Here is a 26,670-nt window from a genome sequence, read left to right on the forward strand (position 1 = left end):
ACATGAACAGTCTCGACTGGACCGTGCTCATCGGCTACTTCGGCGTGATGGTCGCGATCGGCGTGTGGTCCCACAAGCGTGTGGACGACGTGAGCGACTTCTTCACCGCCGGGGGCCGGATGCCGTGGTGGCTGTCCGGCATCTCGCACCACATGTCGGGTTACAGCGCGGTGATGTTCACCGGGTACGCGGGCATCGCCTACCAGTACGGCGTCACCTCGTACGTCACCTGGTCCTTCCCCATCGCGGTCGGTATCGCCGTCGGGGCGCGCCTCTTCGCCGGGCGGCTGAACCGGCTGCGCTCGCGGCTGCGCGTCGCGTCCCCGCTGGAGTACCTCAAGAGCCGCTACAACCTGCCCACCCAGCAGGCCCTCGCCTGGTCCGGCGTCCTGCTGAAGATCGTGGACGTGGGGGCCAAGTGGGCGGCGATCGCGACCCTGCTGTCGGTGTTCACCGGCCTCTCCCTCCACCAGGGCATCCTGATCACCGGGGTGGTCACCGGCGTCTACTGCACGGTCGGCGGCCTGTGGGCGGACGCGCTCACCGAACTGGGCCAGTTCGTCATCCAGCTGCTGGCGGGCGTGGCGATGCTGGTGACCGTGCTGGCCGAGCTGGGCGGCGTCAGCGCGCTGTGGACGGTGTGGGACCGGCTGCCGGACGGTCATGCGCGGCCGACGGCCGGCCCGTACACGCTGACGTTCCTGCTCGCGTACCTGTTCATCAAGACCTTCGAGTACAGCGGCGGGATGTGGAACCAGGCGCAGCGCTACATGGCCACCCGCAACGCACGCGAGGCGCGGCGCTCGGCGCGGCTGTCCGCGGCCCTGTGGTTCGTGTGGCCCGCGGTGCTCTTCTTCCCGATGTGGGTGGCGCCGCTGCTGGTCAGGGCCGAGAGGCCGGACGCGTCCGACGCGTACGCGCTGCTCACCGAACGCCTGCTGCCGCACGGCCTGCTGGGCCTGGTCATCGTCGGGTTCTTCTCGCACACGATGGCCATGTGCTCCTCAGACGCCAACGCCATCTCCGCCGTCTTCACCCGCGACATCGCGCCCGCGCTGCCGAAGCTGGGCGCGCGGGCCCGCGGCTGGTCGCACCGGGCGGGGCTGCTGGCGGCGCGGCTGTCCACCGTCGCGTTCCTGGCCCTGTCGATGGCCGTCGCCACCCAGGTGAACTCGCCGACGTTCGAGGACATCATCACCGTCGTCATCACGTGGGTGGCCGGGCTGGTGGGTCCGGTCTCCATCCCGTTCCTGCTGGGCATGGTGCCGCGGTTCCGCAGGTCGGGGCCGACGGCGGCGCTGGTGTCCTGGGCGGCCGGGCTGTTCGCCTTCTGGCTCACCCATGACGGGCTGTCCGGCGTCCAGCTCCAGCTCCAGATCGTCGCGCCGGTGGCCACCTCGCTGGTGCTGTACGTCCTGATCGGCTTCGTGCGCCCGGAGGACACTCCGGAGCGGGACGCGGTGCTGGCCCGAATCAACTCCGGTGACGACGAGGACGGGGCCGGGAGCGAGGACGGGGGCGGGAGCGAGGACGGGGCCGGTGACGGCGGCGGCACCGGTGGCGCGGGTGCCGCCCCCGCGGGCTACTTCGTGTACCCGATCCGCTCGTAGACGATGTCGGCCATGCCCTGCGCGCCGAGGTTGGCCAGGTTCTTCTTGGCCGCGGTGATCTCGGGGAGCTGGTAGGTGGGCAGCACGCCCGCGACCTGCCACGCCTCCGCGTCGGCCGCGTTGACGGCCGCCAGGGCGGCGGCCTGGTCGGGGCTGCGGCCGGCCTTGTCCAGCAGGTCGTCCAGTTTGGCGCTGCCGGTCTTGGAGTCGTTGCCGCCGCCGTCGCGGCGGTAGGTGTTGCTGGAGCCGGTCGCGGGGAACGGCGTACGGGAGTAGCTGTAGGGCGCCACGTCGAAGTCGCCCGGCGTCACGTACTTGTCGAAGAACTCGTTGACCGGCACCGTCCGGATGTCCAGCCGGACGCCGACCTGGGCCCACATCTGGGTGAGGATGGTGGCCTCGTTCTTGGCGGCGGGCTGGCCGGTGGGGATCAGGAACCGCAGCTTGAGCTCCTCGCCGCCCTTCTTGCGGACCTTGCCGCCGTCCAGCTTCCACCCGGCCTCGTCCAGCATGCGGCCGGCGGCCTTCTGGTCGTACGTGCCGAGGTCGCCGGAGTTGTTCCGGTAGCCCTTCTGGTTGGGCATCAGGAAGTGGTTGTCGAGCGGCTTGGCGGCCCAGTTGAGGCCTTTGACGCTGGACTTCACGAGCGTCTCGCGGTCGGTGGCCGTGAACAGCGCCTTGCGCACCTTCGGGTCGCTGAGCTTGGGGCTGCGGCCGTTGAACGTCAGGTGCCGGTAATTGGGGCCACCGGCCTCGCGGATCTCGCCCGACTTCACGGCCGAGGCCTGCTTGAAGGCGGCGACACCGGCGTTCAGGTCGAAGTAGTCGATCTCGCCGTTGGCGTAGGCGCCGGGCATCGACTCGGTCGTCATCGCATGGAAGACAATCTTGTCGAGTTTCGGCTTCTCGCCCCACCAGGCGGGGTCGGGCACCAGGGTGACGGTCTGCGCGGTCTTGTCGATGCCGCCGAGCTTGTACGCGTTGGCGGTGACCGGGATCGCGTTGAGGTATCCGGTGGTGAAGCTCTTGGCGTCGGCCATGTACTTCGCCGGGTAGAGCGGGGTGTTGTTCGGCGCGCCGAACAGCGCGCGCCAGTCCGCGTACGGCTTGTCGAAGGTCAGCACGGCCTCGTGGTCGTCCTTGCCCCTGCGGACGGACGACACGTCCTCGTACCCGGCCGGCGCGCCGACCTTGAACGCCGGGTCCTTGCTGCTCAGCGCCCGGACGTTGGCCTCCAGGTCCCGGTAGGTGATGGGGGTGCCGTCGGACCACTTGGCCTTGGGGTTCAGGTGGTACGTGACGATCTGCTTGCCGCCCTCCGTACGGCTGGCGGCGTCGAGCAGGAACGCCTTGTTGGGCACCTGCTCGCCGTCGGGCGCCGAGTGCCACAGCGACGGCAGCACGGCCTCGACCACGGCGTTGGTGGCGGCCTGGTTGCCGTCCGTCTCCATTTCGTTGAACTGCACCGGGAACTGGTCGATCGCCCAGTTCAGCGTGCCGCCCTGGGTGAGCTGCGCGGGGTCGGTCCTGTTGATGTCCAGTGCGGTGGTCTTCGGCGCCTGTTCCGGCTTGCCGCCACCGCCCTCGTCGTCCGACCCGCCGCACGCGGTCAGTGCCAGTGCGGACACCGCTACGGTGGCGACGAGGGCGAGCGGAACTCTGGAGTGCTTCATTGCGGAGACGATCCCTTTCTCGACTGGGCTGACTGACGTAAACACAGGGCGGGCGCGGTGCGGGAGGTGTTCTTCAGCCTCCTCCGGGCGAGGCCGGGGCGGCTGCGGCGTACGGGTCGGCCGACGCGTAGTGGCAGGCCGCCTGGTGGCGGGGCGCGACGGGGCGCGGCGCCGGGTCCTCGTCCCGGCAGCGGCGCTGCTCCGGCGGGCCGAGCGTCGCGTACAGCGGACAGCGGCCGCGGAACCGGCAGCCGGACGGCACGTCCAGCGGACTGGGCAGGTCGCCGCTCAGCAGGATGCGGTTCCGCGCCCGGGCCCGTTCCTTGCGCGGGTCGGGCAGCGGTACGGCGGACAGCAGGGCCCGCGTGTACGGGTGCGACGGCGCCGCGAACACGTCCGCCGTGTCCCCCGACTCCACGATGCGGCCCAGGTACATGACCGCGACCCGGTCGGCGCTGTGCCGCACGACGGACAGGTCGTGGGCGACGAGCAGGTAGCTGAGCCCCAGCCGGGCCTTCAGCTCGTCCAGCAGGTTCAGCACGCCGGCCTGTACGGACACGTCGAGCGCGGAGACCGGCTCGTCCAGCACCAGCAGCCGCGGCTCCAGCGCCAGGGCGCGCGCGATGGCGATGCGCTGGCGCTGGCCGCCGCTGAACTCGCGCGGGTACCGGCCGGCGTCCGCGGCCGACAGCCCGACCGTCTCCAGCAGGGCGGTGACGCGGGCGGCGATCCGGTCCCGGGGCCGGCGGTGGGTACGCAGCGGCTCGGCGAGGATGTCGCCGGCCGGCATCCGCGGGTCCAGCGCGGCCGTCGGGTCCTGGAAGACGATCTGGAGGTCCCGGCGCAGGCCGCGGCGCGCGGCGCGGTCCAGGTCCCGTACGTCCCGGCCGAAGAGGCGGACGGTGCCCGCCTGCCCGGCCGCCAGGTCCATGATCTCCATCAGGGTGGTGGTCTTGCCGCACCCCGACTCACCGACCAGGGCGACCGTCTCGCCCTCCCGTACGGTGAGACTGATGCCGTCCACGGCCCGTACGGTGCCCACGGTCCGCTTGACGAAGGTGCCCCGGGTGACCGGGAAGTGCTTGACGAGACCGTCGACTTCGAGGACGGGAGGCGGCACGCTTCGTGGCCGCCGCCCCTGGGTAACCCCCAGCTGGGGGGACGTGGCCGTTCGATTCGGCCTCGTAGGCGCGCGATGCGTATGCGGTGGGTCCGGTTCCGGTTGTGGTTCCGGGGCCGGTTGCGGGGCTGGGTGCGGCTCCGGGTCCGGGTGCGGCTCCGGGCCCGGGGCCGGGTGCGACTCCGGGTCCGGGTGCGACTCCGGGTCCGGGTGCGACTCCGGGTCCGGGTGCGACTCCGGGTCCGGGTGCAATTCCGGGTCCGGGTGCGACTCCGGGTCCGGTTGCAATTCCGGGTCCGTTCCCAGGGACGTTCCCAGGTCCGTCCCCAGGAGCACCCCCGCCGACCCCGAGGCCCCCTCCCCCGCTCCCACTCCCACCCCCGCCCCCGCCCCCGCCCCGGCCCCACCAAACATCCCCGCCCGCGGCACCGCCCCCGTCGCGATCTCCCCGCTGCGGTGGCAGGCGGCGGTGTGCGCGGTGGTCGCGGCCCGGGACGGGGCGGGTTCCGTTGTGTGGCAGGGGGTTACGGCTACCGGGCAGCGCGGTGCGAACGGGCAGCCGGGAGGCAGGGACGCCAGGGACGGCGGGGTGCCGTGTACGGGTACGAGCGGCTCGCCCGTAGGAGCGTCCAGCCGGGGCGTGGCGCCCAGCAGGCCGATCGTGTACGGCATCCGGGGCCGGTAGTAGATCTCGTCGACCGTCCCGGACTCCACCGGCCGTCCCGCGTACATGACCTGCACCCGGTCCGCGAACCCGGCGACCACCCCCAGGTCGTGGGTGATCAGGACGACCGCGGCGCCGGTCACCTCCCGGGCGGTGCGCAGGACGTCCAGGATCTGGGCCTGGATGGTGACGTCCAGCGCGGTCGTCGGCTCGTCCGCGACGATGACCCGCGGGTCGTTGGCGATGGCCATGGCGATCACCGCGCGCTGCCGCATCCCGCCGGAGAACTCGTGCGGGAAGGCGTCCGCGCGGCGGTGCGGGTCGGGGATGCCGACCAGGGCCAGGAGTTCGACGGCGCGGGCCCGTGCGGCCTTGCGGCTGATGTCCTGGTGGACGCGGAGCGCTTCGACGAGCTGGCTGCCGATGCTGTAGACGGGGGTGAGGGCGGACAGCGGATCCTGGAAGACCATGCTGATGCCGTTGCCGCGGATGCCGGACAGCGCGGCGTCGTCGAGGCCGAGCAGTTCGCGGCCGTCCAGTTGGACGGAGCCCCGTACCTCGGCGCCGTCCGGCAGCAGCCCGAGGACGGCCTGCGCGGCAGCCGACTTGCCCGAGCCGGACTCGCCGACGATGCCGAGCACCTCTCCGGGCCGTACGGCGTAGCTCAGACCGCGTACGGCGTGCACCGGGCCGTCCTCGCCGGGGAAGGTGACGTGCAGGTCGGTCACCTGGAGGGCGGGGCGGGCGGCGGGCGGCGCGTCCGGGGTGGTGGTGCGGGGTCCGGTCACGGGCGGCGGCCCTCCGTGGCGGTGGCGCGGTGGCCGCGCTTCGCACGGCCCTTGGCGCGGGCCTGTGCCCCCACGGCGCCGGGGTCCAGCGCGTCCCGCAGCCCGTCGCCGATGAAGGCGAGGGAGACGCCGATGAGCACCAGGCACCCGGCGGGGAAGAAGAACAGCCACGGGTAGCTCGCGGCCATGTTGGTGTGGTCGGCGATGATCGTGCCGAGCGACACGTCCGGCGGCTGGACCCCGAAGCCGAAGTACGACAGTCCGCTCTCCCCGATGACCGCGGCGCCGGCCTGGATCACCGCCTCGATGATCAGCAGCGAGGCCATGTTGGGCAGGATGTGCCGGAAGACGATCACCGGCCCCGGAACCCCCATGTAGCGGGCGGCCTTGACGTACTCGCGTTCCTTGAGCGTGAGCGTCACGCTGCGGACCACCCGCCCGGTGACCATCCAGCTGAAGGCGGCCAGCAGGACGACGAAGACCGGCCAGCCGGAGCCGCGGACCAGCGGCGACAGGACGGCGACGACCAGGAACGCGGGCATCACCAGCAGCAGGTCGACGAACCCGGTCAGCGCGCGGTCGGTCCAGCCGCCGAAGTATCCGGCGAAGGCGCCCACGACGGCCGACAGGAAGGTCGACAGCACGCCCACGAGGAGGCCGATGACCAGGGACTTCTGGAGCCCGCGCAGGGTCAGCGCGTACAGGTCCAGGCCGCTTTGGGTGGTGCCCCACCAGTGCTCGGCGGACGGCCCGGAGAGGAAGTTGAGGAAGTCGTGGGTGCGGTGGTCCCAGGGGGTGAGGAGCGGGCCCGCGTACGCGGCGAGGAAGAGCAGGACGAGCATCGCCAGGCCCGCCACCGCGAGCCGGTTGCGCGCGAAGCGGCGGGCGGTGAGGCGGGTGCGCGAGGCGGGCCGGGCGGTGGGGCGGTCCCGCGGCGTACGGCCGCGCTTCGGGGCTGCCATCACCGCACCCGTACGCGGGGGTCGAGGGCCGCGTACAGGAGGTCCGAGAGCAGCCCGGCGGCCAGCACCAGTACGGCCGTGAACACGCCGACCGCGGCGACCGCGTTGACGTCCTGCCCGGCGACCGCGTCGACGAGCAGTTCGCCCATGCCGTGCCAGCCGAAGGTCTTCTCGACGAAGGTGGCACCGGCGAAGAGCAGCACGATGTTGTAGACCAGCAGCGGCACGACCGGCAGGACGGCCGTGCGCAGCCCGTGCCGTAACAGCGCGGTGCGGCGGCGCAGGCCTTTGGCGCGGGCGGTGCGCAGGAAGTCGGCGCCGAGCACGTCCAGCATGGTGTTGCGCTGGTAGCGGCTGTAGAGCGCGACCTGCACGATGATGAGGGTCAGGGCGGGCAGCAGCATGTGCTGGGCGCGGTTGAGGAGGGCGGCGGGATCCCATCGGCCGGCGTACTGCGCGTCGTACTCCCCGAGCACCTTGAGCGTTTGCGTACCGTCGTTGAGGGCGGTGGCACCGATCTTCAGCGCGACGCCGATCACGAACACCGGCATCGCCAGCACGAAGAATGACGCGAGGGTGGAGAAGCGGTCGGAGATCCGGTACTGGCGGATCGCTCCGTACGCGCCGACGGCGACGCCGAGGACCGAGCCGGCGAACGTGGCCAGGAGCAGCAGCCGGGTGCTGACGCCGACCCGGCGGCCGAAGTCGTCGTTGAGCGAGTCGCCGGAGACGGTGCGGCCGAGGTCGCCGTGGCCGACGAGGTCACCGGCCCAGCGTGTGAAGCGGGTCACCACGGGGGTGTCCGGGTTCATGTTGACGTCGTCGAGGGTGCGGGTGACGGCGGCCTCGGGCAGCGGCGGGTTGCGGTTCTCGAAGCGGGCGCGCGGGTTCAGGCTCAGGCCGGCGAGGACGTACGTCAGGGACGCCGCCACGATCACCAGGACCAGGTGACCGGCGAGCCTGCGCAGCAGGTAGCGGCCCATGCTGTCTCTCCCCCTCGTACGCTTCCGGCACGGACCGTCCGCGGCCCCCTGGGCTGTTCTCGCATGCGGGGGGCGGGTTTGTCGACCGGGACTCCCCTAAAGCGGGACGAAGCGAACGGCGGTGAGGGGTGCGGGAGTTCACCGGGCGAGCGAGGGGTCGGTCCGGCCCCGGCCGTCACGCCCGCGGATACCGCTCCAGCCACCCCGGCGCCGAGTGCCCCGGCCCGTGCAGCGCGGGCCCCTGTGTCATCTCCATGGCGAAGTCGTCGGCGAGCTGGAGGATCGTCGCCCGGCCCTCCACCTCGGCCAGCCACACGGGCGGCAGCGCGGTCTCGCCGTGCAGGGTGCCCAGGAGGTTGCCGCAGACGGCGCCGGTCGAGTCGCTGTCCCCGCCGTGGTTGACCGCCAGCAGCAGCCCGTGCCGGACGTCCTCGGCGACCAGCGCGCAGTACACACCGATCGCCAGGGCCTCCTCGGCGGTCCAGCCCTCGCCCAGTGACTCCACCCGGGCTGCTGTGGGCGTGCCCTGCCGTACGGCGCCCAGCGCCTGCTTGAGCGCCTCGCTGGTCTCCTCGTGGCCCGGCCGGGCGGCCAGGTGGGCCAGGGACTTCTGTACGGCGCCGTCCAGGTCCTCGCCCCGGGCCAGCGAGTGGGTGATCACCGCCAGGGCGCCGGCCGCGAGGTACCCGGTGGGGTGGCCGTGCGTCTGGGCGGCGCACTCGACGGCGAGCTGGAAGACCAGCTGCGGCTCCCAGCCGACCAGCAGCCCGAACGGCGCGGAGCGCATCACCGCGCCGCAGCCCTTGGAGTCGGGGTTCTTGGGCTTCTCCAGCGTGCCCATGACCTCGTCACCGAGCCCGGACAGGCAGGCCCGGCCGGGCGCCCGCTGCGCGTACAGCCACTCCTCGCGCGCCAGCCAGCCGTCGTCCTTCCTGCGCTCGTCGGGGCCCCAGTCGCGCTGGGTGGCGGCCCAGCGCAGGTACGCGCGGTGCACGTCGGTGGGCGGGTGCCAGGCGCCGGTGTCGCGCCGCACCTGGGCCCGGATCAGGCCGTCGACGGTGAACAGGGTCATCTGGGTGTCGTCGGTGACCGTGCCGCGCCGTCCGAAGGCGGGTACGTAGTCCGTCACGCCGTCCTGGCCGTGCGCCTCGCGGATCGCGTCCAGCGAGCTGAACTCGATGCCGGCGCCGAGCGCGTCGCCGATCGCCCCGCCCAGCAGACAGCCGCGTACCCGGCTGCGGAAGTCCTGCTGTTCGGCCCGGCCCCAGATGGCCGTGCCGCCTGCCGCTGTGCTCACTCTCGTCCCTCCCCGTGGCCCACCACTTCCCTTACGGGGCCCTTACTCTCCCCCTGCCGCAGCACTGTAATCGACCAAGAACAGTCAGCTTCGGGCAAGGAACGCTATGCGAACAGTCACCCCGGAGGAGGCTTTTGATCACGACGGTCCCGATCAGCACAGTCGTGCCCCCTGCGTACCGAGGCCATACGACCGGCGCGCCGGGGGAATGCTTCCGCCATGCCCGACTTCGAGTGGGACCGCACCGCCATGGCCGCCGTGGCCTGTGCCCTGGCCGGTGACAGCGACGGTGCCGTGGAACTCCTCCGTCCGCTCTCCCAGCGCGACGTGTGCCAGGTCACCGTCCGGCTGGCCGCGATGGCCGCCGACGCGCTCATCTCCGCCGCCGAGGACACCGGCGGCGACCGTGCGGAAGCACTGGCGCAGTGGCAGCAGTGCATCCTCCAGCACGAGGCGGAGGCGGAGTCGGGGGACGGGTGAGGGTCAGCGGCCGGCGGCGGCCGCTTCGTCCATGCGGCGCAGGAGCAGGTGACGGACCGCCTCCAGCCGGCCGCCGGCCGACGCGTCCCGTTCCGGCCAGGTCGCCGTCAGGTCCCGTACGCCGAACTCCACATCGGCCACGTGCTCCCACGCCGTCCCGTCACCCAGCAGCCCGGCGACCGATGTACACGCGCCGTCCCAGTCGCCGAGCGCGCACCTGCTGACGACGGCGGCCCTGGCCTCCCCCGCGGGGTCACTGCTCCCCGGCGGCCGGCTCTCCTCGGTCGCGGTCCGCAGCGCCTCCCAGGCGGACGCCGCGCCCCGTACGCCCGCGTCGGCGCTCGCGAGCATCGCGGCCTCGTACCGGACCACCGGCCGTTCCGGCGCCAGGCCCGCGGCCGCCTCGACGGCTTCCCGCGCCGCGTCCGGCCGGTGGGCGCGGCGCAGACAGCCGGCCTTCATGGCCAGGAGGAAGGCCGGTGGCCCGTCCCCGTCGGCGGCGAGGGCCCGGTCGCAGTCGGCGAGTGCCGCGGCTTCCGCTCCCCGCAGGAGGTGGGCCGTGGCGCGACGGGCGAAGGTCCATTCGGTCGCCGTCCCATGGCCGACGGCCGTGTCGAGATCCGCCAGGGCGGCGTCGAGCCGGCCCGTCACGAGGCGGAGGCTGCCTCTGGCCCCGTACGCCCACCCGTACCGCGGGTTGTGGGCCAGTGCCCGGTCGAACTCCGCGAACGCCTCGGCGTACCGGCCCATCGTCCAGTAGGCCATGCCCCGTTCGGCCATCGCCCAGGCGTATCCGGGCCGCAGCTCGATGGCGCGCGCCAGGCCCGCCAGGGCCTCCTCGCACCGTCCCAGGCGGCGCAGGCAGACGGCGCGGCTGCCGTGCGCCGGCGCGTGCCGCGGGTCCAGTTCCAGCGTTCGGTCGAAGGCGGCCAGCGCGCCCTCGTGCCACCCCATCAGGCGCATGACCTCGGCGAACTGGAAGGCGGCGGACACCATGCCGGGTTCGCGGGTGCGGGCGCGGAGGAAGTCCATGGCCGCGCTCAGGAACTCCCGCTGGTACCGGTACGTCAGCCCCCGCCCGACGAGCCCCCGCACATCGTCCGGCGCCAGCTCCAGGCACCGGTCGAAGTCCGCGAGGGCCTGCTGCCAGGACTCGGCCTTGCGGTGCTCGCGGCCGCGCAGGCGGTGGATCCCTACCTGTTCCGGCAGGTCGAGGCCGGGCCGGGCCAGCAGGGCCGTCAGCACCGCGACCAGCCCGTCCGCCCCGTCGAGGGCCGCCGTCAGCCGCGTGCCCCAGTCGCGTACCTCCGGCGCGTCCGCGTCCTCCCCCGCCTTCCGTACGGTCTCCGCGACCAGGCGTACGGCGGACGGCTCGTGCTCGGCGGTGGCCGTCACCTCGGACAGCGCCTCGGGCAGGAACCCCCGCGGATCGGCGCACAGCCCGTGGTAGATCTCCCCCAGCCGCAGTTCCCGCCACCGCTCGTCCCTGCGGCACCCGCCCGCGCCCCGGTCCCCCGCGTACTCCTGCCTCCACCGCCGCGCCGCCTCCGCCAGCCGCCCGTGCCGTTCGGCCCACGCGCGCGGCGAGCGGCGGCGCTGGAGGCGCAGCATCGCCGAACGGACCACCTCGTGGTACTGCCACCGGCCGCCGCGCCCGGTCACGAACGGCAGCGCGCACAGCCAGCCGAAGTGGCCGGCGGCCTCCGCGCCGACCGCCTCCCGGTACACGTCCTCGTCCAGGTGGCACGGCAGGGCGGCGGCCAGCGCGGCCTCCCGCCGTACCGGGTCGGTCTCCCACTTCAGGAAGCGCTCGACGGCCGTGTCACTGGGATCGTCGACGGCGTCCGCGGCGCCGGGCCGGCTCCCGGCGAGGGTGGAGACGAGTACCGGCAGGCCGCCGGAGAGCCGCAGGATGGCGTCGACGGTGCCGGGGTCGGTGATGTCCTTGGCCGACAGGAACTGCCGCGCCTCCGCCTCCGTGAAGGCGTCCAGCGGTACGTCCGTGACATGGTCGAGGTGGTCGGCCCAGCAGGTGCGGTCCAGCGCGTCGCGCCCCGCCAGGACGACCACGACGTTCTGCGCCAGCAGCCCGTAGCGGTCGCTGAAGAGGACGTCGCGCAGCCAGGTGTCCAGGAGCGGCCCGGTCGCCTCGTACGTGTCGAAGAAGAGCACCAGCAGGGGCACGGCGTCGGCGGCGTCGCCCAGTTCCCGTACGAAGACCGGGGTCAGCACCTCGACCGGGGACAGGACCAGCTGGACGTCGTCGTGGCTGCGCAGCCGGGCGCCGAGCCGGCCGCGCAGCCGTTCGGCGCCGCGGGCGACGTGGGTGGTGTCCAGCGCGCCGGCGAAGGGTCCGACGCCCGGGATCAGGCCCAGGCCCGCCACGCCCGCCCTGGCGATGACCATGCTGCCGGGTGAGGGCGGCGGCTCGCCGCCCGGCTCGTCCGGCCCAGCGAGCACCGCCTCCGCCTCGTGCCGCCGCTCCCGGTAGGTGGCCAGCAGCTTGTCGAAGGCCTTCAGCGGGCTGCCCTGGCGGCCCAGGCGGGCGCTGATCGCGGCCATCGCGTCCGGGACGCTGTGCGCCGACTCGTCGACGTACACGGTCAGCGCGCCCCGGTCGCGTGCCAGCTGCTCGAACCGCTGCACCAGGGAGGTCTTTCCGACGCCGCCCTGGCCGTGCAGGTGGTGCAGGAAGCGGAAGTCCGGGTCGGCCGGGTCGCGGTGGAGGTTGGCCCGGAACGCGGTCAGCTCCCCTTCCCTGCCGACGAAGCCGTCCCCGCGCCGGGCGCGGATCAGTTCCTGGCGCGAGAGCCGCCTGCGGTCCACCGCTCACCTCCCGGGCCCGCGCTCCCCCGGCGGGCTTCCGGGCGTAACCGTAGCGGGAGACGGCCGCGCCCGGCCCCGCCCCGCTACTCCACCACCGGCAGCAGCTCCGGCAGGTGCCCGTCCGAGGCCAGCGCCGCCGCCTCGCGCTCCGCCGGCACCGGGCCGTACGTCGTCGTACGGGCGCGCGACGGGCGGCCCGCGGCGTCCGCGATGGCGATCAGGTCCTGGATGGAGCGGTACGAGCCGTAACTGGAGCCCGCCATGCGCGAGATGGTCTCCTCCATCAGCGTGCCGCCGAGGTCGTTGGCCCCGGAGCGGAGCATCTCGGCGGCGCCTTCCGTGCCGAGCTTGACCCAGCTGGTCTGGATGTTGGGGATGTGCGGGTGCAGCAGGACGCGGGCCATGGCGGTCACGGCGCGGTTGTCGCGGGTGGTCGGGCCGGGGCGGGCGATGCCGGCCAGGTAGACGGGCGCGTTGGTGTGGATGAACGGCAGGGTCACGAACTCGGTGAAGCCGCCGGTCTCCTGCTGGATCCCGGCGAGCAGGCGGAGGTGGCCGAGCCAGTGCCGGGGCTGGTCCACGTGGCCGTACATCATCGTCGAGGACGAGCGGATGCCCAGCTCGTGGGCGGTCTTGATGACCTCGATCCAGGTGGCGGTGGGCAGTTTGCCCTTGGTCAGCACCCAGCGGACCTCGTCGTCGAGGATCTCGGCGGCGGTACCGGGGATGGTGTCCAGGCCGGCGGCCTTGGCCTCGCTCAGCCACTCGCGGATGGACAGGCCGGTGCGTGACGCGCCGTTGACGACCTCCATGGGCGAGAAGGCGTGGACGTGCATCCCGGGCACGCGTTCCTTGACGGCGCGGGCGATGTCGAAGTAGGCCGTGCCGGGCAGGTCGGGGTGGATGCCGCCCTGCATGCAGACCTCGACCGCGCCCACGTCCCACGCCTGCTGGGCGCGGTCGGCGACCTGGGAGAGGGAGAGGGTGTACGCGTCGGCGTCCGTGCGGCGCTGGGCGAAGGCGCAGAACCGGCAGCCGGTGTAGCAGACGTTGGTGAAGTTGATGTTGCGGGTGACGATGTACGTGACGTCGTCGCCGACCGTGGCGCGGCGCAGGTCGTCGGCGATGCCGCAGAGCGCGTCGAGTGCCGGGCCGTCGGCGTGCAGCAGGGCGAGCGCCTGGTCGTCGCTGAGCTTGGTCGGGTCGTCGGCGGCCTGCGCCAGGGCGGCGCGGACGTCGGTGTCGATGCGCTCGGGCGCCATACCGGGGGCGGCGGCCTCGCGCAGCGCGTCCCAGTCGCCGTACACCTCGTCGAAGTCGTCACGCCGGTCGGCGGTGCGGCCGTCCGTGTCGATGGTGCGGTGCAGGTCCGTACGGCCCGCTGAACTCATCGAGAAGCCCTCGTCGGGCTCCTGCCAGGGGCGGCCCTCGACCACGGCGTCCGGGCGGGCCAGGCCGGTCTCCGGGTCGGCCAGCGCCCGTACGTGCGGCAGCAGGCGCGGGTCGAGCCAGGGCTCGCCACGCTGTACGTACTCCGGGTAGACGGCCAGCCGCTCGCGCAGCTCGAAGCCCGCGGCGGCGGACTTCTCGGCCAGCTCCTCGATCCGGGGCCACGGCCGCTCGGGGTTGACGTGGTCGGGCGTCACCGGGGAGACGCCGCCCCAGTCGTCGATGCCCGCGTCGATGAGCAGCGCGTACTCGGAGTCGACCAGGTTGGGCGGCGCCTGGATGCAGCCGGCCGGGCCCAGGATGTGCCGGGCGACGGCGACGGTGGCGGCCAGGTCCTCCAGCTCGGCGTCCGGCATCCCGCGCATGGCCGTGTCCGGCTTGGCGCGGAAGTTCTGGACGATGACTTCCTGGATGCCGTGGTACGCCCGCTGCACCTTGCGGAGCGCGAACAGCGACTCGGCGCGCTCCTCGTACGTCTCACCGATGCCGATGAGCAGGCCGCTGGTGAACGGCACGTTGGAGCGCCCGGCGTCCTCCAGGACGCGCAGCCGGACGGCCGGCTCCTTGTCGGGGGAGCCGTAGTGCGGGTTGCCGGGCTCGCTCCACAGGCGCTCGGCGGTGGTCTCCAGCATCATGCCCATCGACGGGGCGACCGGCTTGAGGGTCTGGAAGTCCGTCCAGGACAGCACGCCCGGGTTCAGGTGGGGCAGCAGCCCCGTCTCCTCCAGGATGCGGATGGCGATGGAGCGGACGTACGCGATCGTGGAGTCGTACCCCTCGGCCTCCAGCCACTCACGCGCCTCGGGCCAGCGCTCCTCCGGCTTGTCGCCGAGCGTGATCAGGGCTTCCTTGCAGCCCAGTTCGGCGCCGCGGCGGGCGATGTCCAGCACCTCGTCGGGGGACATGAACATGCCGTGACCGGCGCGGCGCAGCTTGCCGGGGACGGTCACGAACGTGCAGTAGTGGCACTTGTCGCGGCACAGGCGGGTGAGCGGGATGAACACGCTTTTGGAGTACGTGATGACACCCGGCCGCCCGGCGGCCGCCAGCCCCGCGTCGCGCACCCGGGCCGCCGACGCGCACAGGTCCCGCAGGTCGTCGCCGCGCGCCTGGAGCAGCACCGCCGCCTCGCCGACGTCGAGCGCGACGCCGTCACGGGCGCGCTTGAGGGCGCGGCGCATGGCGTTGGCGGTGGGGGCGGTGACGGGCGGGGTGGTGTCGGCGGGGACTGCCACCGGATCCGTCCCCTGCCCGGGTACCTGCGCGCTGCTAGTCATCCAACGAGCATACGAGCGACCACCGACCGTGCCGCCGACCGGATGGCCTGCGACGGTGTGCCACTGATCACGTCATGCGGAGGTTCCCTCCGGAGGCGCGGCGGGCAGCCTGGGCGGGGAGGGGTGCGGCCGTGGGGCGGACAGCCTGGACGGGAGGGACGCGCCCGTAAGGCGGGCAGGGCGGACGGGACGAATGTGACCGTATGCGCGCGAGAGCCGCCGCCCCACCCTCGCCGGCACCGCCCGCGTCACAAATACTGCGCGTACTCGTCCAGCGTCCGCAGCACCTCCGCCTCCCCCGCCGCCGGCAGCCCCACGACGACCTCCTCCAGCCCCAAGTCCCGCAGCCGCGCCAGCTTCCCCGCCGACGGCCGCACCCCGCACGGCACGACCACCGGCTCGCCGTCCCGGCCCGCCTCCGACCACGCCTGCCGCAGCGCCGGCAACGCCTCCGCCAGCCCCGAGGCACCGATCGGCAGCCACCCGTCCGCGTAGTCCGCGATGCTCGCGAAGAGCCGTGGCCCCGCCGCGCCGCCGAGCAGCGTGCGCGGCGCGCCCTTGACCGGCTTCGGGTGCGCCAGGCTGGCCCGTACGGAGACGAACCGGCCCTCGTACGAGGTCGGCTCGTCCGCCCACAGGGCGCGCATCAGCAGCATCCGCTCCCGTACGAGTGCGCGCCGGGTGGACCACTCGACCCCGTGGTCGGCCGCCTCCTCCACGTTCCAGCCGTACCCGACCCCCAGCGTGAACCGACCGCCCGACAGGAAGTCCAGCGAGGCCACCTGCTTGGCCAGGGCGATCGGGTCGTGCTGGGCGACGAGGGTGACGGCGGTGGCGACCGTCAGCCGTTCGGTGACGGCGGCGGCCTGGCTCAGCGCCACGAACGGGTCGAGGGTGCGCCCGTACTCGCGCGGCAGCGGCTCACCCATGGGGGCGGGCGTGTCACGGCTCGCCGGGATGTGCGTGTGCTCCGGAAGGTAGAGCCCGGCGAAACCGCGCTGCTCCAGTTCCCGGGCCAGCCGGTCGGGCCGGACGGTCTCGTCGGTCAGGAAGATGGTGGTCGAGATCCGCATACTGGGCGTACCTCCGCGTCGGCAGTGCTTCCTTCCTACCGGCGGGGAGAGCCGGCGTCCATGAGGCGCCGGGGGCCGGTACGGAGGACGCGTACGGCTCAGGCGACACGTGCCGCGCCACCACACCCGCCGCGTCCCCCGTACGCGGGAGTGCTTCCGCCCCGCCCCCTTCCCTTGTCCGCCCGTTCACGCCTGAATACGAAGGTTCGCTGTGGCCCACGAGGGCCCACGAAGGCCTCCGTACACCGCATCCGCCACGACCACCCGGGAGCGATGCCCATGTGCGACGACGACAGAACCAGCGACACCAGCGGCACCGCTGGCACCACCGACGCCACCGACGCCACCGACGCCACCGACGCCACCGACGCCACCGACGCCAGAAACCCCATCGACATCATCGGCACCAGCGACACACCCGGCACTACCGATCCGCTCGGGCGCCGCGCGCTCCTGGTGACGGGAGCCGCCGCGGCGCTTACGTTGAACGGTGTGAGCTTCGCGGCCGCCGACGGGGACGGCACCGGGGCGGCCCAGGACGGCGGCCGGACCGGTGAGACCACGCGCAAACTCACCGGCCGGCTCCCGCCCGGCGCGCCCGACTACGTATACCTCCCGGTCGAAGTCCCCGCCGGCGTACGCGAGATCGCCGTCTCCTACACCTACGACCGCCCCACCACTCCCCCCGGCACCGCCGGCAACGCCTGTGACATCGGCATCTTCGACGAACGCGGCACGGACCTGGGCGGCCGCGGCTTCCGCGGCTGGTCAGGCGGCGCCCGTACGGAGTTCTTCCTCCGCGCCGACGACGCCACGCCCGGCTATCTCCCGGGCCCCGTCAACCCCGGCACCTGGCACATCGCCCTCGGCCCGTACACCGTCGCCCCGCAAGGCCTCGCCTACGAGGTCACCATCACCCTCCACCACGGCCCCCCTCCCGCGCCCCGCACACCCGTCTACCCACCCCAACGCGCCAAGGGCCGCGGCCGTTCCTGGTATCGCGGCGACAGCCACCTCCATTCCGTCCACTCCGACGGCAAGCGCACCCCCGCCCAGATCGCCGCCCTCGCCCGCGCCGCCGGCCTGGACTTCCTCACCACCACCGAGCACAACACCACGTCCTCGCACCGCGCGTGGGACGGCCTGTGGGGCGATGACCTGCTCATCCTCACCGGCGAGGAAGTCACCACCCGCAACGGCCACGTGGTGGCGATGGGCACCGACCCCGGCACCTTCATCGACTGGCGCTACCGCGCCCGCGACGACGCCTTCCCCCGCTTCGCCCGCCGCATCCGCCGCGCGGGCGGCCTCGTCGTCCCGGCCCACCCGCACGCCCCCTGCATCGGCTGCAACTGGAAATTCGGTTACGCCGACGCGGACGCCGTCGAAGTCTGGAACGGCCCCTTCACCCTCGACGACGAGGTGGCCATCGCCGACTGGGACAACTCCCTGATCGCCCACGCCCAAGGACACGGCCGCTTCCTCCCCGCCGTCGGCCACAGCGACGCCCACCGCGACCCGGACGTCATCGGCCTCCCCCAGACCGTCGTCCTCGCCGACGCCCTCTCCCGCGACGCGATCCTCACCGGCATCCGCACGGGCCACACCTACCTCGCCGAATCCGCTGCCCTCACCCTCACCTTCACCGCCACCGGCCCGAAGGGCGAACACGCCACCATCGGCGACCGCCTCCCCGTATCCCCCTCAACCCCCGTCACCATCCGCCTCACCCTTACCGGCGCCCCACCCGACACCACCATCCGCCTCCTCACCGACCAGGGCCAACGCTTCACCACCCCCGCCACGGAAACCACCACATGGCACACCACCCCGGCCAACGCCGCCTACGTACGCGCCGAGGTACGGCACCCGGCGACGACACCGGGGGTGCCGGGCCCGATGGCGGCCATGACGAATCCCATCTTCCTGGGGCGGGGCTGACACGGCCGACGGCCCGCCCCGGGTACCGAGGGACGGGCCGCCGCTCATACCTGGCTCCCTACCCGAGACCGCCGAACCGGCCCCCGGCCACGGCGGAAACGAACGCGGACAGCTGCTCGCGGTCGAGCAGCAACGCCGGCCCGTTCGGGTTCTTGCTGTCCCGTACGGCCACCGTCCCGGCGTCGACGATGGCGCACTCGACGCACTGGGCTCCCGTATCGCTGTACGAGGATTTCCGCCAGCTCACGCGGAGTGCGGAGGCGTCGTCAACGTGGCTCATGTGTTCTTCCTTATCTTTGTGATCAGTTCCGCCGACGCCTCGACCGAGAGCGCGGCAGATGTGAGCCGTTGCCAGGCGTCCCGGTGAGCCGCGACCTTGTCGGCTTCCTCGATGTACAGGGCCGAGGTCAGCCCCTCGGAATGCACGACATCGAGGTCGATATGCGGTCCGAAACCAAGGATCGTGAAGCTGCCCAGCTGCCCCACGTGCAACGGGGCGTCCGAGGGCAGCACCTGCACGTTCACGTTCGGTCGCTTTCCGATGGTCAGCAACCGACCAAGCTGCTCGTGCATGACGCCCTCACCCTCGGAGCTGGAGCGTAGGGCGCCCTCGCCGATGATGGCCCACAAGGCGAGGGGGTCCTCCCTGGTGAGTACCGCCTGTCGTGCGAGTCGAACCTCGACCAGCGCATCGACGCGCGCCTCAACCGCTTCGGACATCGCCGTCGCGCCGATGATCTCGCGGGCGTACTCAGCTGTGTGCAGCAGGCCGGGAATGGCACCCAACTGCCACGACGACACCGCTTCCGCCTCGGCTTCCAGGCTGATCAAATCCTCGTAGACCGGCGTCAGTACGCCCCGGTACGAGTGCCACCAGCCCCGTTGACCGCCCTCTTTCGTGAGCGTCAACAGCGCGGCCCGGAGCTCCTCGCTCACTTCGCGGCCGGCCTCGGCGTACAGGTCGAGCAGGGCCTCCACGTCCTTGGCCTTGGCCGCTGTTTTGGCCGTCTCGATCCGGGAGACCTTCGAGGCGACGAACCGGCCGCTGGACTTCTCGGCGAGCTGGTCGAGCGTGAGGTCACCCCGCAAGGTGCGCAGTTTCGCACCGAGGCGCCGACGGCGCACGGTGGGTGCGCTCACATTTTCCCCCTCCGGTCGGTGTATGCCCGACAGTCTGCCGTGCTCCGTCATCGCCTGTCATCAACGCGCTGCGCACGCGACATCCCCTCCCACATAAGAGTGCAATTTTGCATTCACCCATGCCAGCTATTGCCGAGCGTGGCGAACCGGGAGCACTCTGTGCGACGAACCGCGATCGAGCCATCGGCGCACTCTCGACTGGCTCGTGCTCCATAGTGCGCTCCCGTTAGGGGACTTGCATGATCGAACTACGGCGGGATCACCAACCCGCCTGCGGCATCACCGTTATCGCCCCTTCAGCCGTATTGACCCTGGCCGGATCCCCGCAATCAGCTTGCCTCGCGCGGCAGTTCGTACGTGAGTACATCGCCTGCCACGTACCGGGGGCCTCCGAAGACCACGTTGACCGGGTCACCCTCGTGACCTCTGAGCTGGTCACCAACTCCATCCGCTACGGCACCGAACCGGGCGACTCCCTGCGCCTCGTGCTCGACGCCGACGGCGACCGTACGCGCGTCGAGGTGCACGACCCCGTACGCCGCCGCCCCCGCACCAGGCCCGAATCCGGAGTGCGCACCCGTGGGCGCGGCCTGCTGGTCCTCGACGCTCTGTGCCCCGGCAACTGGGGCGTCGACGACATCCCTTTCGGTAAATCCGTGTGGGCGGAGGTGACAGTGTGACCACGCCCGGCGTCACAGCGCCTCCCGGCCCCGGGTTCGTCGCCGGTCTCCGGCTCGCGACCGGCCTGCACCACACCCCGACGCACAGCGTCGCCCAGCTCCTCGTCTCGCATCTACCGCCCCGGCTCCCGCACGAGAGCGACGAACACATCCGAACCGGTATGGAATCGCTCGCCACCTCCCTCCGCCTCGGGCCGGTCGCCGAAAACCCACCCCTGATCGGCCATCGCGTCCGGATATGGCGCGGTCTGCCATGGCTCGACTACGGCGACGACTCGTACCGCCTCTGCCTGCCCGCCGCGCCCTCATGGGCTCGCATGGTGAGTACCGGCACCCCCGTACGCGTCCTGGCCCTGTTCGACCCTCTGCCGGCCGGGGCCGACCAGCACGAAACCGACGCGCACGTACGACGCGGCTACCTGCGCAGGTCCATGCGCTGGGGCACGACGTACCACGCCTGACCTGCTCACACACAGACAAGCGGCCCGTACGGGAGTGAGCTGGGGCCGGAGTCCGGCCCGGTACGTCACCTGCGCGCGTACCGTGGACAGCCGACGGGATGACGAACCCCCCGGAAACCGCCGGGAGTTGATCATGGCGGACTTGAGCCGCGACGACATGGACCCGTCCCGCAGGGGCGTCCTCCAGGCCGGTCTCTACTCCGCCGCGCTGGCCGTGCCGCTCTTCTCGGAGCTCTCCGGGCGGGCCGAGGCGGCGGCGAGGCCGGGCCGGACCGGCCGTGCCGGCCCGGCACAGGTGGCGACGGTGCGGGCGGTGACCGACCGGGTGGCGGACATTCTCGACGAGTACGGGGGCGGCCACGCACGGCCGATGGCGGCGGCGTTCCTGGTGAACACGGTAGGACCGTGGCTGACGGCGCCCGCGCCGGAACAGGTGCACCGGGACCTGCTGTCCGCCGCCGCGGATCTGACGTACCTCACCGGCTGGATGGCGATGTACGAGCGAGCGCACGGTCTCGGGCAGCGCTACTACGTCAAAGCCCTGCACTTGGCGGGCGAGGCCGACGACCACCTGACGTACTGCCGCACGCTGCGCGGCATGTCCCTCCAGGCGTCCAGCCTCGGCTACGGCGCCAAGGCCCTGGAGCTGGCCGACTCGGCGGCGACCGCCGCCCCCGCGGCCGGACCACGCCTCGTGGCGTTCCTCCGCGGCCAGCAGGCACACGCGGCCTCGATGACCGGTGACCGGCATACGGCGATCACCCGGCTCCGAGAGGCGGAGACCGCCCTCTCCAGGGCGGACTCCCGCCGCGAGTCGATCGGCGGTTACGACCGGCCGGCGTACCTCTTCCACGTCTCGCACGTGCTGTACGAGTTCCAGGACCTGCCCGGTTCGGTCAAGGCCCTGCACAGCTCCCTGAAAGCCCAGCCCCGCCAGGAACGCCAGGGCCGCGTCCACTCCCACGCCCTCCTCGCGCAGCGCCAGTTCGAACTCGGCCACCTGCACGTCGCCGCCCTCCGCAGCCGTATTCGCCCCCACCGCCACGTCAGAGCGGTACGTGACCTGAGCGCACGCGTCCGGGACATAGCGGCGGCGAAATCCTGAGCCCGGCCGAGGCCTCGCCCTTGCCGTTCCAGAGACACGTCACGTGGGGATCGGAGCAGGTCCCCCTACTCCTCCACCACCAACACCGGCGTCCCCCGCCCCAGGACTTCGCCCCGGAAGAATGCCGGGCTGCGTCGCTGCATGATCAGCATCAGGATGAAGCCCAGCAGCAACAGGCCCACGCCGATGATGAAGACCGAGCCGATGCCGAAGACGGAGCTGCCGGAGCCGTAGGCCGGGTTCCACATGTCGATGAGGGTTTTGCAGAAGACGGCGGACAGGAGCGCGCCGCCGGCAGTCGGGAAGACGCCCTTGAAGAGCAGGTCGCGGGCTGAGTGGCGCAGTTCGCGGCGGAAGTACCAGGTGCAGGCGAAGGCCGTGATCGCGTAGTAGAAGCAGATCATGAGGCCGAGGGCGTAGATGGTGTCGACGAGGACGTGCTGGGAGAGGAAGGTCATGCCGGCGTAGAAGACGCCGGTGGCGATGCCCGCGGCGACGGTGGCGCGGCCCGGGGAGCGGAAGCGTGGGTGGATGCGGGCGAAGGACGGGGGCAGGGCCTCGTAGGCGCTCATCGCCAGGACCGTGCGGGCCACCGGGATGAAGGTGGTCTGGAGGCTGGCGGCGGCGGAGGCGAGGACCGCGACGAAGAGGAGGACGCCGAGGACCGGGCCCATCACGGGGTGGGCGAGGGCGGCGAAGACGTTGTCGGCGGTGTCGGGGTTGCCGAGGCCGGAGCCCTTCGTGCCGATGCCGGCGAACATCTGGGCGGCGACGGCGGTGAGCAGGTACGAGCCGATGAGGACCAGCATGGCGAGGAGGGCGGCGCGGCCGGGGGTGCGGTCGCTGCCGGCGGTTTCCTCGTTGACGGTCAGGCAGGCGTCCCAGCCCCAGAACATGAAGATCGAGAGGGACAGGCCGGCGGTGAAGGCGGAGAAGGACTGGACGGCGAAGGGGTTCAGCCAGGTGAGGGAGAAGTGGAGGGAGGTGGGGAGGCTGCCGGACCCCGACGCGACAAAAGCCATGATCACGAAAGCGGCCAGGACGGCCAGCTGGAGGCCGACCAGGGCGTACTGGACTCCCTTGGTGGCGGTCATGCCGCGGTAGCTGACGGCCGTGGCGAGGGCGATGAAGGCCAGGCACGTCAGGACGTGCGCCACCTTGTTGCCGTCCAGGGCGGCGATCGCGTCGCTGCCGGTGAGTTCGCCGAGCAGGAGGTAGAAGAAGGAGGTGGCGACGCCCGCCAGGTTGGAGAGGACGATGATGGTGGCGATCACCAGGCCCCAGCCGCACATCCAGCCGATGCGCGGGCCGAACGCCTTCACCGACCAGGTGAAGGAGGTGCCGCAGTCCGGGACGGCCTTGTTCAGCTCGCGGTAGGCGAAGGCGACCAGCAGCATCGGCAGGAAGCCCGCGAGGAAGACGGCCGGCATCTGGAGGCCGACCTCGCCGACGGTGGGGCCGAGTGTCGAGGTCAGGCAGTAGACCGGGGCGACGGTCGAGACGCCGATCACGGCGCTGCCGAGCAGGCCGACGGAGTTGCCGCTCAGGCCCTTGCCGCGGGTTCCGCCGGTGCCGCCGCCGGCCGTGTCACCAGCCGTGTCACCGGCCCTCGTCACCATGTCTCCGGCCTGGGGCCGGGGGTCTACCTGAACCATGAACAGGACGTTAAGGGCTGCTGTTTCCGCATCGTGGGGCTGAAGATCCACCCCCGAGCGGTGCCGAATTCCTCGCTTCGTGAGGTGCGAAACGTTTACTGGGTGAGGTTTGTAAGGCCAATCGCGCGTTACGGGCGGTAACTTGAAGGCCGTACGGTCGAGTTCCGGACTGCGGGAACCGCAGCCCCATCCGTTTTGCCCCGTTTCAAAATTTTCCCGCGCCGTCCCGCACCGTCCCGCACCGGACTCACCCCGGCCACACCACCGCCTGCGTCTCGCTGTACGCGTGCAGCGCGTACGAGCCGACGTCGCGCCCCACCCCGCTCCGTTTGAAGCCGCCGAACGGGGCCTCCATGTTCCGGCCGACCGTGTTGACCCCGACCCCACCCGCGCGCAGCCGCCCCGCCACCCGGAACGCGCGCGCCACGTCCCCGGACCACACGTAGTCCAGCAGGCCGTAATCGGTGTCGTTGGCCAGGGCCACGGCCTCTTCCTCGTCGGTGAAGGGGAGGACGGCGATCACCGGGCCGAAGATCTCTTCGCGGACCACCCGCATGGTGGGGGTGCAGTCGGTGAAGAGGGTGGGGGATACGTAGAAGCCGCGTGGGCGGGGTGGGCGGTCGCCGCCGGTGACCAGGTGGGCGCCCTCCTTGCGGGCCAGTTCGATGTACGACTCGACGCGGTCGCGGTGCGCGGCGGAGATGACCGGGCCGACGACCGTGTCCGGGTCGGCAGGGTCGCCGATCCTCAGCCGCGCCGCGTACCCGGCCAGCTTCTCCACCAGCTGGTCGTGGATGCCGCGCTGCGCGAGCACGCGCGTCGGCGCCGTGCAGATCTGGCCGCTGTAGAAGGAGTACGTGGTGCCGATGCCGGCGACCGCCGCGGCCAGGTCGGCGTCGTCGAAGACCAGCGCGGCGCCCTTGCCGCCCAACTCCATGAGCTGGCGTTTCATGCCGCGTCCGCACACTTCGGCGATGCGCTGCCCGACGGCCGTGGAACCGGTGAAGCTGACCATGTCCACGTCCGGGGAGTCGACCGCGGCCGCGCCGACCGCCGGGTCCTCGCCGGTGACGAGGTTGACGACGCCCGGGGGTGCCCCGGCCTCGTCCAGGGCTTGCTGGAGTGCCTCGGTCAGGCGGTGGACGGAGAGCGGGTCCTGTGGCGCGGGTTTGATCACGACGGTGTTGCCCATGGCCAGGGCGGGGGCGATCTTGCCGGCCGGGTTGGCCCAGGGGTTGTTGTAGGAGGTGATGCAGGTGACGACGCCGACGGGGCGGCGCACTGCGAGCGCGCCGAGGACGGTGGCCTTGCCGAACGGTCCCGCTTCGTTGATCTGCGGGGGCAGGGCCGTCTCGACGGGTTCCAGGGCTCCGCGCGCGTACCGCTTGAGGCGCGCGACGGCGACGCCCACCTGCATCGCGCGTGCCGTGCCGGTGGTCGCCCCGGTCTCCGCCCGGGCGAGCCGGGTGTACGGGTCCAGGTTGCGCGCCAGGATGCCGGCGGCGCGGTCCAGGACCCGTGCGCGGGTCTCGGGCGCCGTGCGCGACCAGGGCCCGAACGCCTCGCGCGCCGCGCGCGCCGCCTCGTACACCTGGTCGCGGCTCGCCTCCGCCGCCAGCCCGACGGTCCCCTCCGTCGCCGGGTCGGTCACCTCGTAGTGCCCGTGGTCGGGTGCGCTCCACTCGCCGCCGATCAGCAGCCGCTCGGGGCGGGGCTCGAACGAGGGCGAAGACGTACCAGGGGCCGCGCTCACCGCGTCCGCACCGTCTCGGTGTCCCGCCCCGACCGCAGCACCGTCCCCGGCACCGCCCCGGTCACCGCGCCGTCCCGGACCGTCTCGACGCCGTTGACCCGTACGCTCACGATCCCGGCCGCCTCCGAGTCCAGCCGCGGACTCTGCCCGGGCAGGTCGTGCACCAGCCGGGCCGGGCCCGCGTCGATCCGCTCCGGGTCGAACAGGACGAGGTCGGCGTGGTGGCCGACGGCGATCCGGCCGCGGTCGCGCAGTCCGAAGAGCCGGGCCGGGTCGTCGGTCAGCATCCGTACGGCCTGCTCCAGCCCGACCAGCTTCCGGCCGCGCAGGCAGTCGCCGAGGAAGCGGGTGGTGTACGGGGCGCCGCACATGCGGTCCAGGTGGGCGCCCGCGTCGGAGCCGCCCAGCATGACGTCCTCGTGCTGCCAGGTGCGCTGCCGCAGTTCCCAGCTGGCCGGGTCGTTGTCGGTGGGCATCGGCCACAGGACGGTGCGCAGGTCGTCCGCGGCGCAGATGTCGACCAGGCAGGGGAAGGGGTCCTGGCCGCGCTCGGCGGCGATGTCACCGACCACCCGGCCGGACAGGCCCGCGTTGGCGGCGGAGTACGTGTCGCCGATGACGTACCGGGCGAAGTCGGTCAGGCGCCGGAAGACGCCCGCCTCCTTGCTCGCCGCGTGCCGCAGCAGTTCCTCCCGTACGGCCGGGTCGCGCAGCCGGGCGACGCGCTCCGGTACGGGCAGGGCGAGGACGTCGCCCCAGCCGGGGATGAGGTTGAGGGCGCAGAAGGTGCGCAGGGACATGTTCATGGGGGTGAGGATCGGCATGGTGAGGGCGACGATCCGGCCGCCCGCCTTCCGGGCGCGCTCGCTCGCCTCCAGCTGGCGGGGCACGCGTTCCGGTACGGCGCTGTCGATGGTCAGCACGTTCCAGTTCAGCGGGCGTCCGGCGGCGGCCGACATCTGCACGAGCAGGTCGATCTCCTCGTCCGCGAACTGGTCGAGGCAGCCGGCGACGATCGCCTCCAGCTGGGTGCCTTCGTGCTCGGCGACCGCGCGGGAGAGCGCGAGGAGTTCGGCGGGGCGGGCGTGCCGGGAGGCGACCGGTTGCCCGTCGCCGTCGGCGTGGGTCGAGGACTGGGTGGTGGACAGGCCCCAGGCGCCCGCGTCCATGGCGTCGTGGAGGAGCCGGACCATGGCCGCCAGCTGCGCGTCGGTGGGCTGCCCGCCGATGGCGTCCGGGCCCATGACGTGGCGGCGCAGTGCGCAGTGGCCGGCCATGAAGCCCGCGTTGACGGCGGTCCGGCCCTCCAGGGCGTCGAGGTATTCGCCGAAGGTGGACCAGTTCCACGGCGCGCCCTGCTCCAGCGCCGCCAGCGACATGCCTTCGACCCGGCTCATCATGCGCCGGGTGTAATCGGCGTCGCCGGGGCGGTCCGGGTTGAGCGGGGCGAGGGTGAAGCCGCAGTTGCCGCCGGCGACGGTGGTGACGCCGTGGTGCAGGGAGGGGGTCGCGTAGGGATCCCAGAAGAGCTGGGCGTCGTAGTGGGTGTGCGGGTCGACGAAGCCGGGCGCGAGGACGAGGCCGTGGGCGTCCTCGGTGGTCCTGGCGGGGCCGGTGCCCCGGCCGATGGCGGCGATCCGGCCCTGGTGGACGGCGACGTCGGTCTCGTACGCGGGGGCGCCGGTGCCGTCGGCGACCGTGGCGCCCTTGATCAGGTGGTCGTACATCCCCGG

General features: G+C 72.5%; 18 protein-coding genes and 1 pseudogene. 6 read left to right on the forward strand and 13 right to left on the reverse strand.

Translation table 11 applies throughout. From position 1 onward, the window contains the following. The first annotated feature begins 2 nt into the window (after positions 1 to 2). Positions 3 to 1,610 carry a sodium:solute symporter family protein gene (locus tag AB0L45_RS25100; protein ID WP_365843528.1) on the forward strand — a complete coding sequence of 536 codons (1,608 nt, stop codon included), beginning with the start codon at positions 3 to 5 and terminating at the stop codon, positions 1,608 to 1,610. Here AB0L45_RS25100 and AB0L45_RS25105 read toward each other — a convergent pair. From AB0L45_RS25105 to AB0L45_RS25125, 5 genes are all read right to left on the reverse strand, one after another. Beyond that, positions 1,583 to 3,283 carry an ABC transporter family substrate-binding protein gene (locus AB0L45_RS25105; protein ID WP_365843530.1) on the reverse strand — a complete coding sequence of 567 codons (1,701 nt, stop codon included), beginning with the start codon at positions 3,281 to 3,283 and terminating at the stop codon, positions 1,583 to 1,585. The genes AB0L45_RS25100 and AB0L45_RS25105 overlap by 28 nt on opposite strands. A gap of 73 nt (positions 3,284 to 3,356) precedes the next feature. Next, positions 3,357 to 5,855 (reverse strand): dipeptide ABC transporter ATP-binding protein, encoded by a 2,499-nt coding sequence (locus AB0L45_RS25110; protein WP_365843532.1) that lies wholly within the window; start codon positions 5,853 to 5,855, stop codon positions 3,357 to 3,359. Next, a complete protein-coding gene (locus AB0L45_RS25115; protein WP_365843534.1) occupies positions 5,852 to 6,817 on the reverse strand; it encodes an ABC transporter permease in 966 nt (321 codons plus the stop codon). The genes AB0L45_RS25110 and AB0L45_RS25115 overlap by 4 nt, the downstream gene beginning before the upstream one ends. Further along, entirely contained in the window at positions 6,817 to 7,800 is a 984-nt protein-coding gene (locus AB0L45_RS25120) for an ABC transporter permease (RefSeq protein WP_365843536.1), read from the reverse strand. The genes AB0L45_RS25115 and AB0L45_RS25120 overlap by 1 nt, the downstream gene beginning before the upstream one ends. Before the next feature lie 175 nt (positions 7,801 to 7,975). Further along, a complete protein-coding gene (locus tag AB0L45_RS25125; RefSeq protein ID WP_365843538.1) occupies positions 7,976 to 9,097 on the reverse strand; it encodes an ADP-ribosylglycohydrolase family protein in 1,122 nt (373 codons plus the stop codon). Positions 9,098 to 9,316: 219 nt separating this feature from the next. Between AB0L45_RS25125 and AB0L45_RS25130 the strand changes: the two genes are divergently transcribed. Beyond that, the gene (locus AB0L45_RS25130; RefSeq protein ID WP_365843540.1) at positions 9,317 to 9,577 is read left to right on the forward strand and encodes a hypothetical protein; all 261 of its coding nucleotides are present in this window, start codon (positions 9,317 to 9,319) and stop codon (positions 9,575 to 9,577) included. 3 nt (positions 9,578 to 9,580) lie between these two features. Here the strand turns inward: AB0L45_RS25130 and AB0L45_RS25135 are convergent, their stop codons facing one another. From AB0L45_RS25135 to AB0L45_RS25145, 3 genes are all read right to left on the reverse strand, one after another. After that, positions 9,581 to 12,403, reverse strand: a complete 2,823-nt coding sequence (locus AB0L45_RS25135; RefSeq protein WP_365843542.1) for a tetratricopeptide repeat protein — start codon at positions 12,401 to 12,403, stop codon at positions 9,581 to 9,583. An 83-nt stretch (positions 12,404 to 12,486) separates the two neighbouring features. Further along, a complete protein-coding gene (locus AB0L45_RS25140) occupies positions 12,487 to 15,129 on the reverse strand; it encodes a bifunctional FO biosynthesis protein CofGH (RefSeq protein WP_365843544.1) in 2,643 nt (880 codons plus the stop codon). Between the two features lie 248 nt (positions 15,130 to 15,377). Then, on the reverse strand, positions 15,378 to 16,202 hold the full coding sequence (locus AB0L45_RS25145; protein WP_365843546.1) for an LLM class F420-dependent oxidoreductase: 825 nt from the start codon (positions 16,200 to 16,202) through the stop codon (positions 15,378 to 15,380). A gap of 492 nt (positions 16,203 to 16,694) precedes the next feature. Here AB0L45_RS25145 and AB0L45_RS25150 point away from each other — a divergent pair, with 492 nt between their 5' ends. Then, positions 16,695 to 18,143, forward strand: coding sequence for a CehA/McbA family metallohydrolase (locus AB0L45_RS25150; RefSeq protein ID WP_365843629.1), 1,449 nt, complete (start codon positions 16,695 to 16,697; stop codon positions 18,141 to 18,143). Between the two features lie 58 nt (positions 18,144 to 18,201). Here AB0L45_RS25150 and AB0L45_RS25155 read toward each other — a convergent pair whose 3' ends face one another. Together AB0L45_RS25155 and AB0L45_RS25160 are read right to left on the reverse strand one after the other, a co-directional pair. Continuing rightward, positions 18,202 to 18,423, reverse strand: coding sequence for a DUF397 domain-containing protein (locus tag AB0L45_RS25155; RefSeq protein WP_365843548.1), 222 nt, complete (start codon positions 18,421 to 18,423; stop codon positions 18,202 to 18,204). Beyond that, positions 18,420 to 19,283 (reverse strand): helix-turn-helix transcriptional regulator, encoded by an 864-nt coding sequence (locus AB0L45_RS25160; protein ID WP_365843550.1) that lies wholly within the window; start codon positions 19,281 to 19,283, stop codon positions 18,420 to 18,422. The genes AB0L45_RS25155 and AB0L45_RS25160 overlap by 4 nt, the downstream gene beginning before the upstream one ends. A 239-nt stretch (positions 19,284 to 19,522) precedes the next feature. Here AB0L45_RS25160 and AB0L45_RS25165 point away from each other — a divergent pair, with 239 nt between their 5' ends. The 3 genes and pseudogenes from AB0L45_RS25165 to AB0L45_RS25175 form a co-directional block, all read left to right on the forward strand. Then, on the forward strand, positions 19,523 to 19,963 hold the full coding sequence (locus AB0L45_RS25165) for an ATP-binding protein (RefSeq protein WP_365843552.1): 441 nt from the start codon (positions 19,523 to 19,525) through the stop codon (positions 19,961 to 19,963). Continuing rightward, the gene (locus AB0L45_RS25170) at positions 19,960 to 20,424 is read left to right on the forward strand and encodes a hypothetical protein (RefSeq protein ID WP_365843554.1); all 465 of its coding nucleotides are present in this window, start codon (positions 19,960 to 19,962) and stop codon (positions 20,422 to 20,424) included. The genes AB0L45_RS25165 and AB0L45_RS25170 overlap by 4 nt, the downstream gene beginning before the upstream one ends. 124 nt (positions 20,425 to 20,548) lie before the next feature. After that, a pseudogene (locus tag AB0L45_RS25175) lies at positions 20,549 to 21,529 on the forward strand (hypothetical protein); the annotation flags it as partial. Between the two features lie 65 nt (positions 21,530 to 21,594). Here AB0L45_RS25175 and AB0L45_RS25180 read toward each other — a convergent pair. The 3 genes from AB0L45_RS25180 to AB0L45_RS25190 all read right to left on the reverse strand — a co-directional run bounded on the left by AB0L45_RS25180 (position 21,595) and on the right by AB0L45_RS25190 (position 26,664). After that, positions 21,595 to 23,184: an APC family permease gene (locus AB0L45_RS25180; protein WP_365843556.1), complete on the reverse strand. Its 1,590-nt coding sequence runs from the start codon at positions 23,182 to 23,184 to the stop codon at positions 21,595 to 21,597. Between the two features lie 247 nt (positions 23,185 to 23,431). Beyond that, positions 23,432 to 24,937: an aldehyde dehydrogenase family protein gene (locus AB0L45_RS25185; protein WP_365843558.1), complete on the reverse strand. Its 1,506-nt coding sequence runs from the start codon at positions 24,935 to 24,937 to the stop codon at positions 23,432 to 23,434. Beyond that, positions 24,934 to 26,664, reverse strand: a complete 1,731-nt coding sequence (locus AB0L45_RS25190; protein ID WP_365843560.1) for a D-aminoacylase — start codon at positions 26,662 to 26,664, stop codon at positions 24,934 to 24,936. Before AB0L45_RS25190 ends, AB0L45_RS25185 begins: the two co-directional genes overlap by 4 nt. Positions 26,665 to 26,670: the final 6 nt, after the last annotated feature.

Source organism: Streptomyces sp. NPDC052496, assembly GCF_040679095.1.
Lineage (GTDB): Bacteria > Actinomycetota > Actinomycetes > Streptomycetales > Streptomycetaceae > Streptomyces.

Bases quoted from the DNA above. Each gene is read 5' to 3' on its own strand.
- AB0L45_RS25100 (WP_365843528.1), top strand. From the start codon at position 3: ATGAACAGTCTCGACTGGACCGTGCTCATCGGCTACTTCGGCGTGATG.
- AB0L45_RS25105 (WP_365843530.1), bottom strand. From the start codon at position 3,283: ATGAAGCACTCCAGAGTTCCGCTCGCCCTCGTCGCCACCGTAGCGGTG.
- AB0L45_RS25115 (WP_365843534.1), bottom strand. From the start codon at position 6,817: ATGGCAGCCCCGAAGCGCGGCCGTACGCCGCGGGACCGCCCCACCGCC.
- AB0L45_RS25120 (WP_365843536.1), bottom strand. From the start codon at position 7,800: ATGGGCCGCTACCTGCTGCGCAGGCTCGCCGGTCACCTGGTCCTGGTG.
- AB0L45_RS25130 (WP_365843540.1), top strand. From the start codon at position 9,317: ATGCCCGACTTCGAGTGGGACCGCACCGCCATGGCCGCCGTGGCCTGT.
- AB0L45_RS25140 (WP_365843544.1), bottom strand. From the start codon at position 15,129: ATGACTAGCAGCGCGCAGGTACCCGGGCAGGGGACGGATCCGGTGGCA.
- AB0L45_RS25145 (WP_365843546.1), bottom strand. From the start codon at position 16,202: ATGCGGATCTCGACCACCATCTTCCTGACCGACGAGACCGTCCGGCCC.
- AB0L45_RS25155 (WP_365843548.1), bottom strand. From the start codon at position 18,423: ATGAGCCACGTTGACGACGCCTCCGCACTCCGCGTGAGCTGGCGGAAA.
- AB0L45_RS25165 (WP_365843552.1), top strand. From the start codon at position 19,523: ATGATCGAACTACGGCGGGATCACCAACCCGCCTGCGGCATCACCGTT.
- AB0L45_RS25180 (WP_365843556.1), bottom strand. From the start codon at position 23,184: ATGGTTCAGGTAGACCCCCGGCCCCAGGCCGGAGACATGGTGACGAGG.
- AB0L45_RS25190 (WP_365843560.1), bottom strand. From the start codon at position 26,664: ATGTACGACCACCTGATCAAGGGCGCCACGGTCGCCGACGGCACCGGC.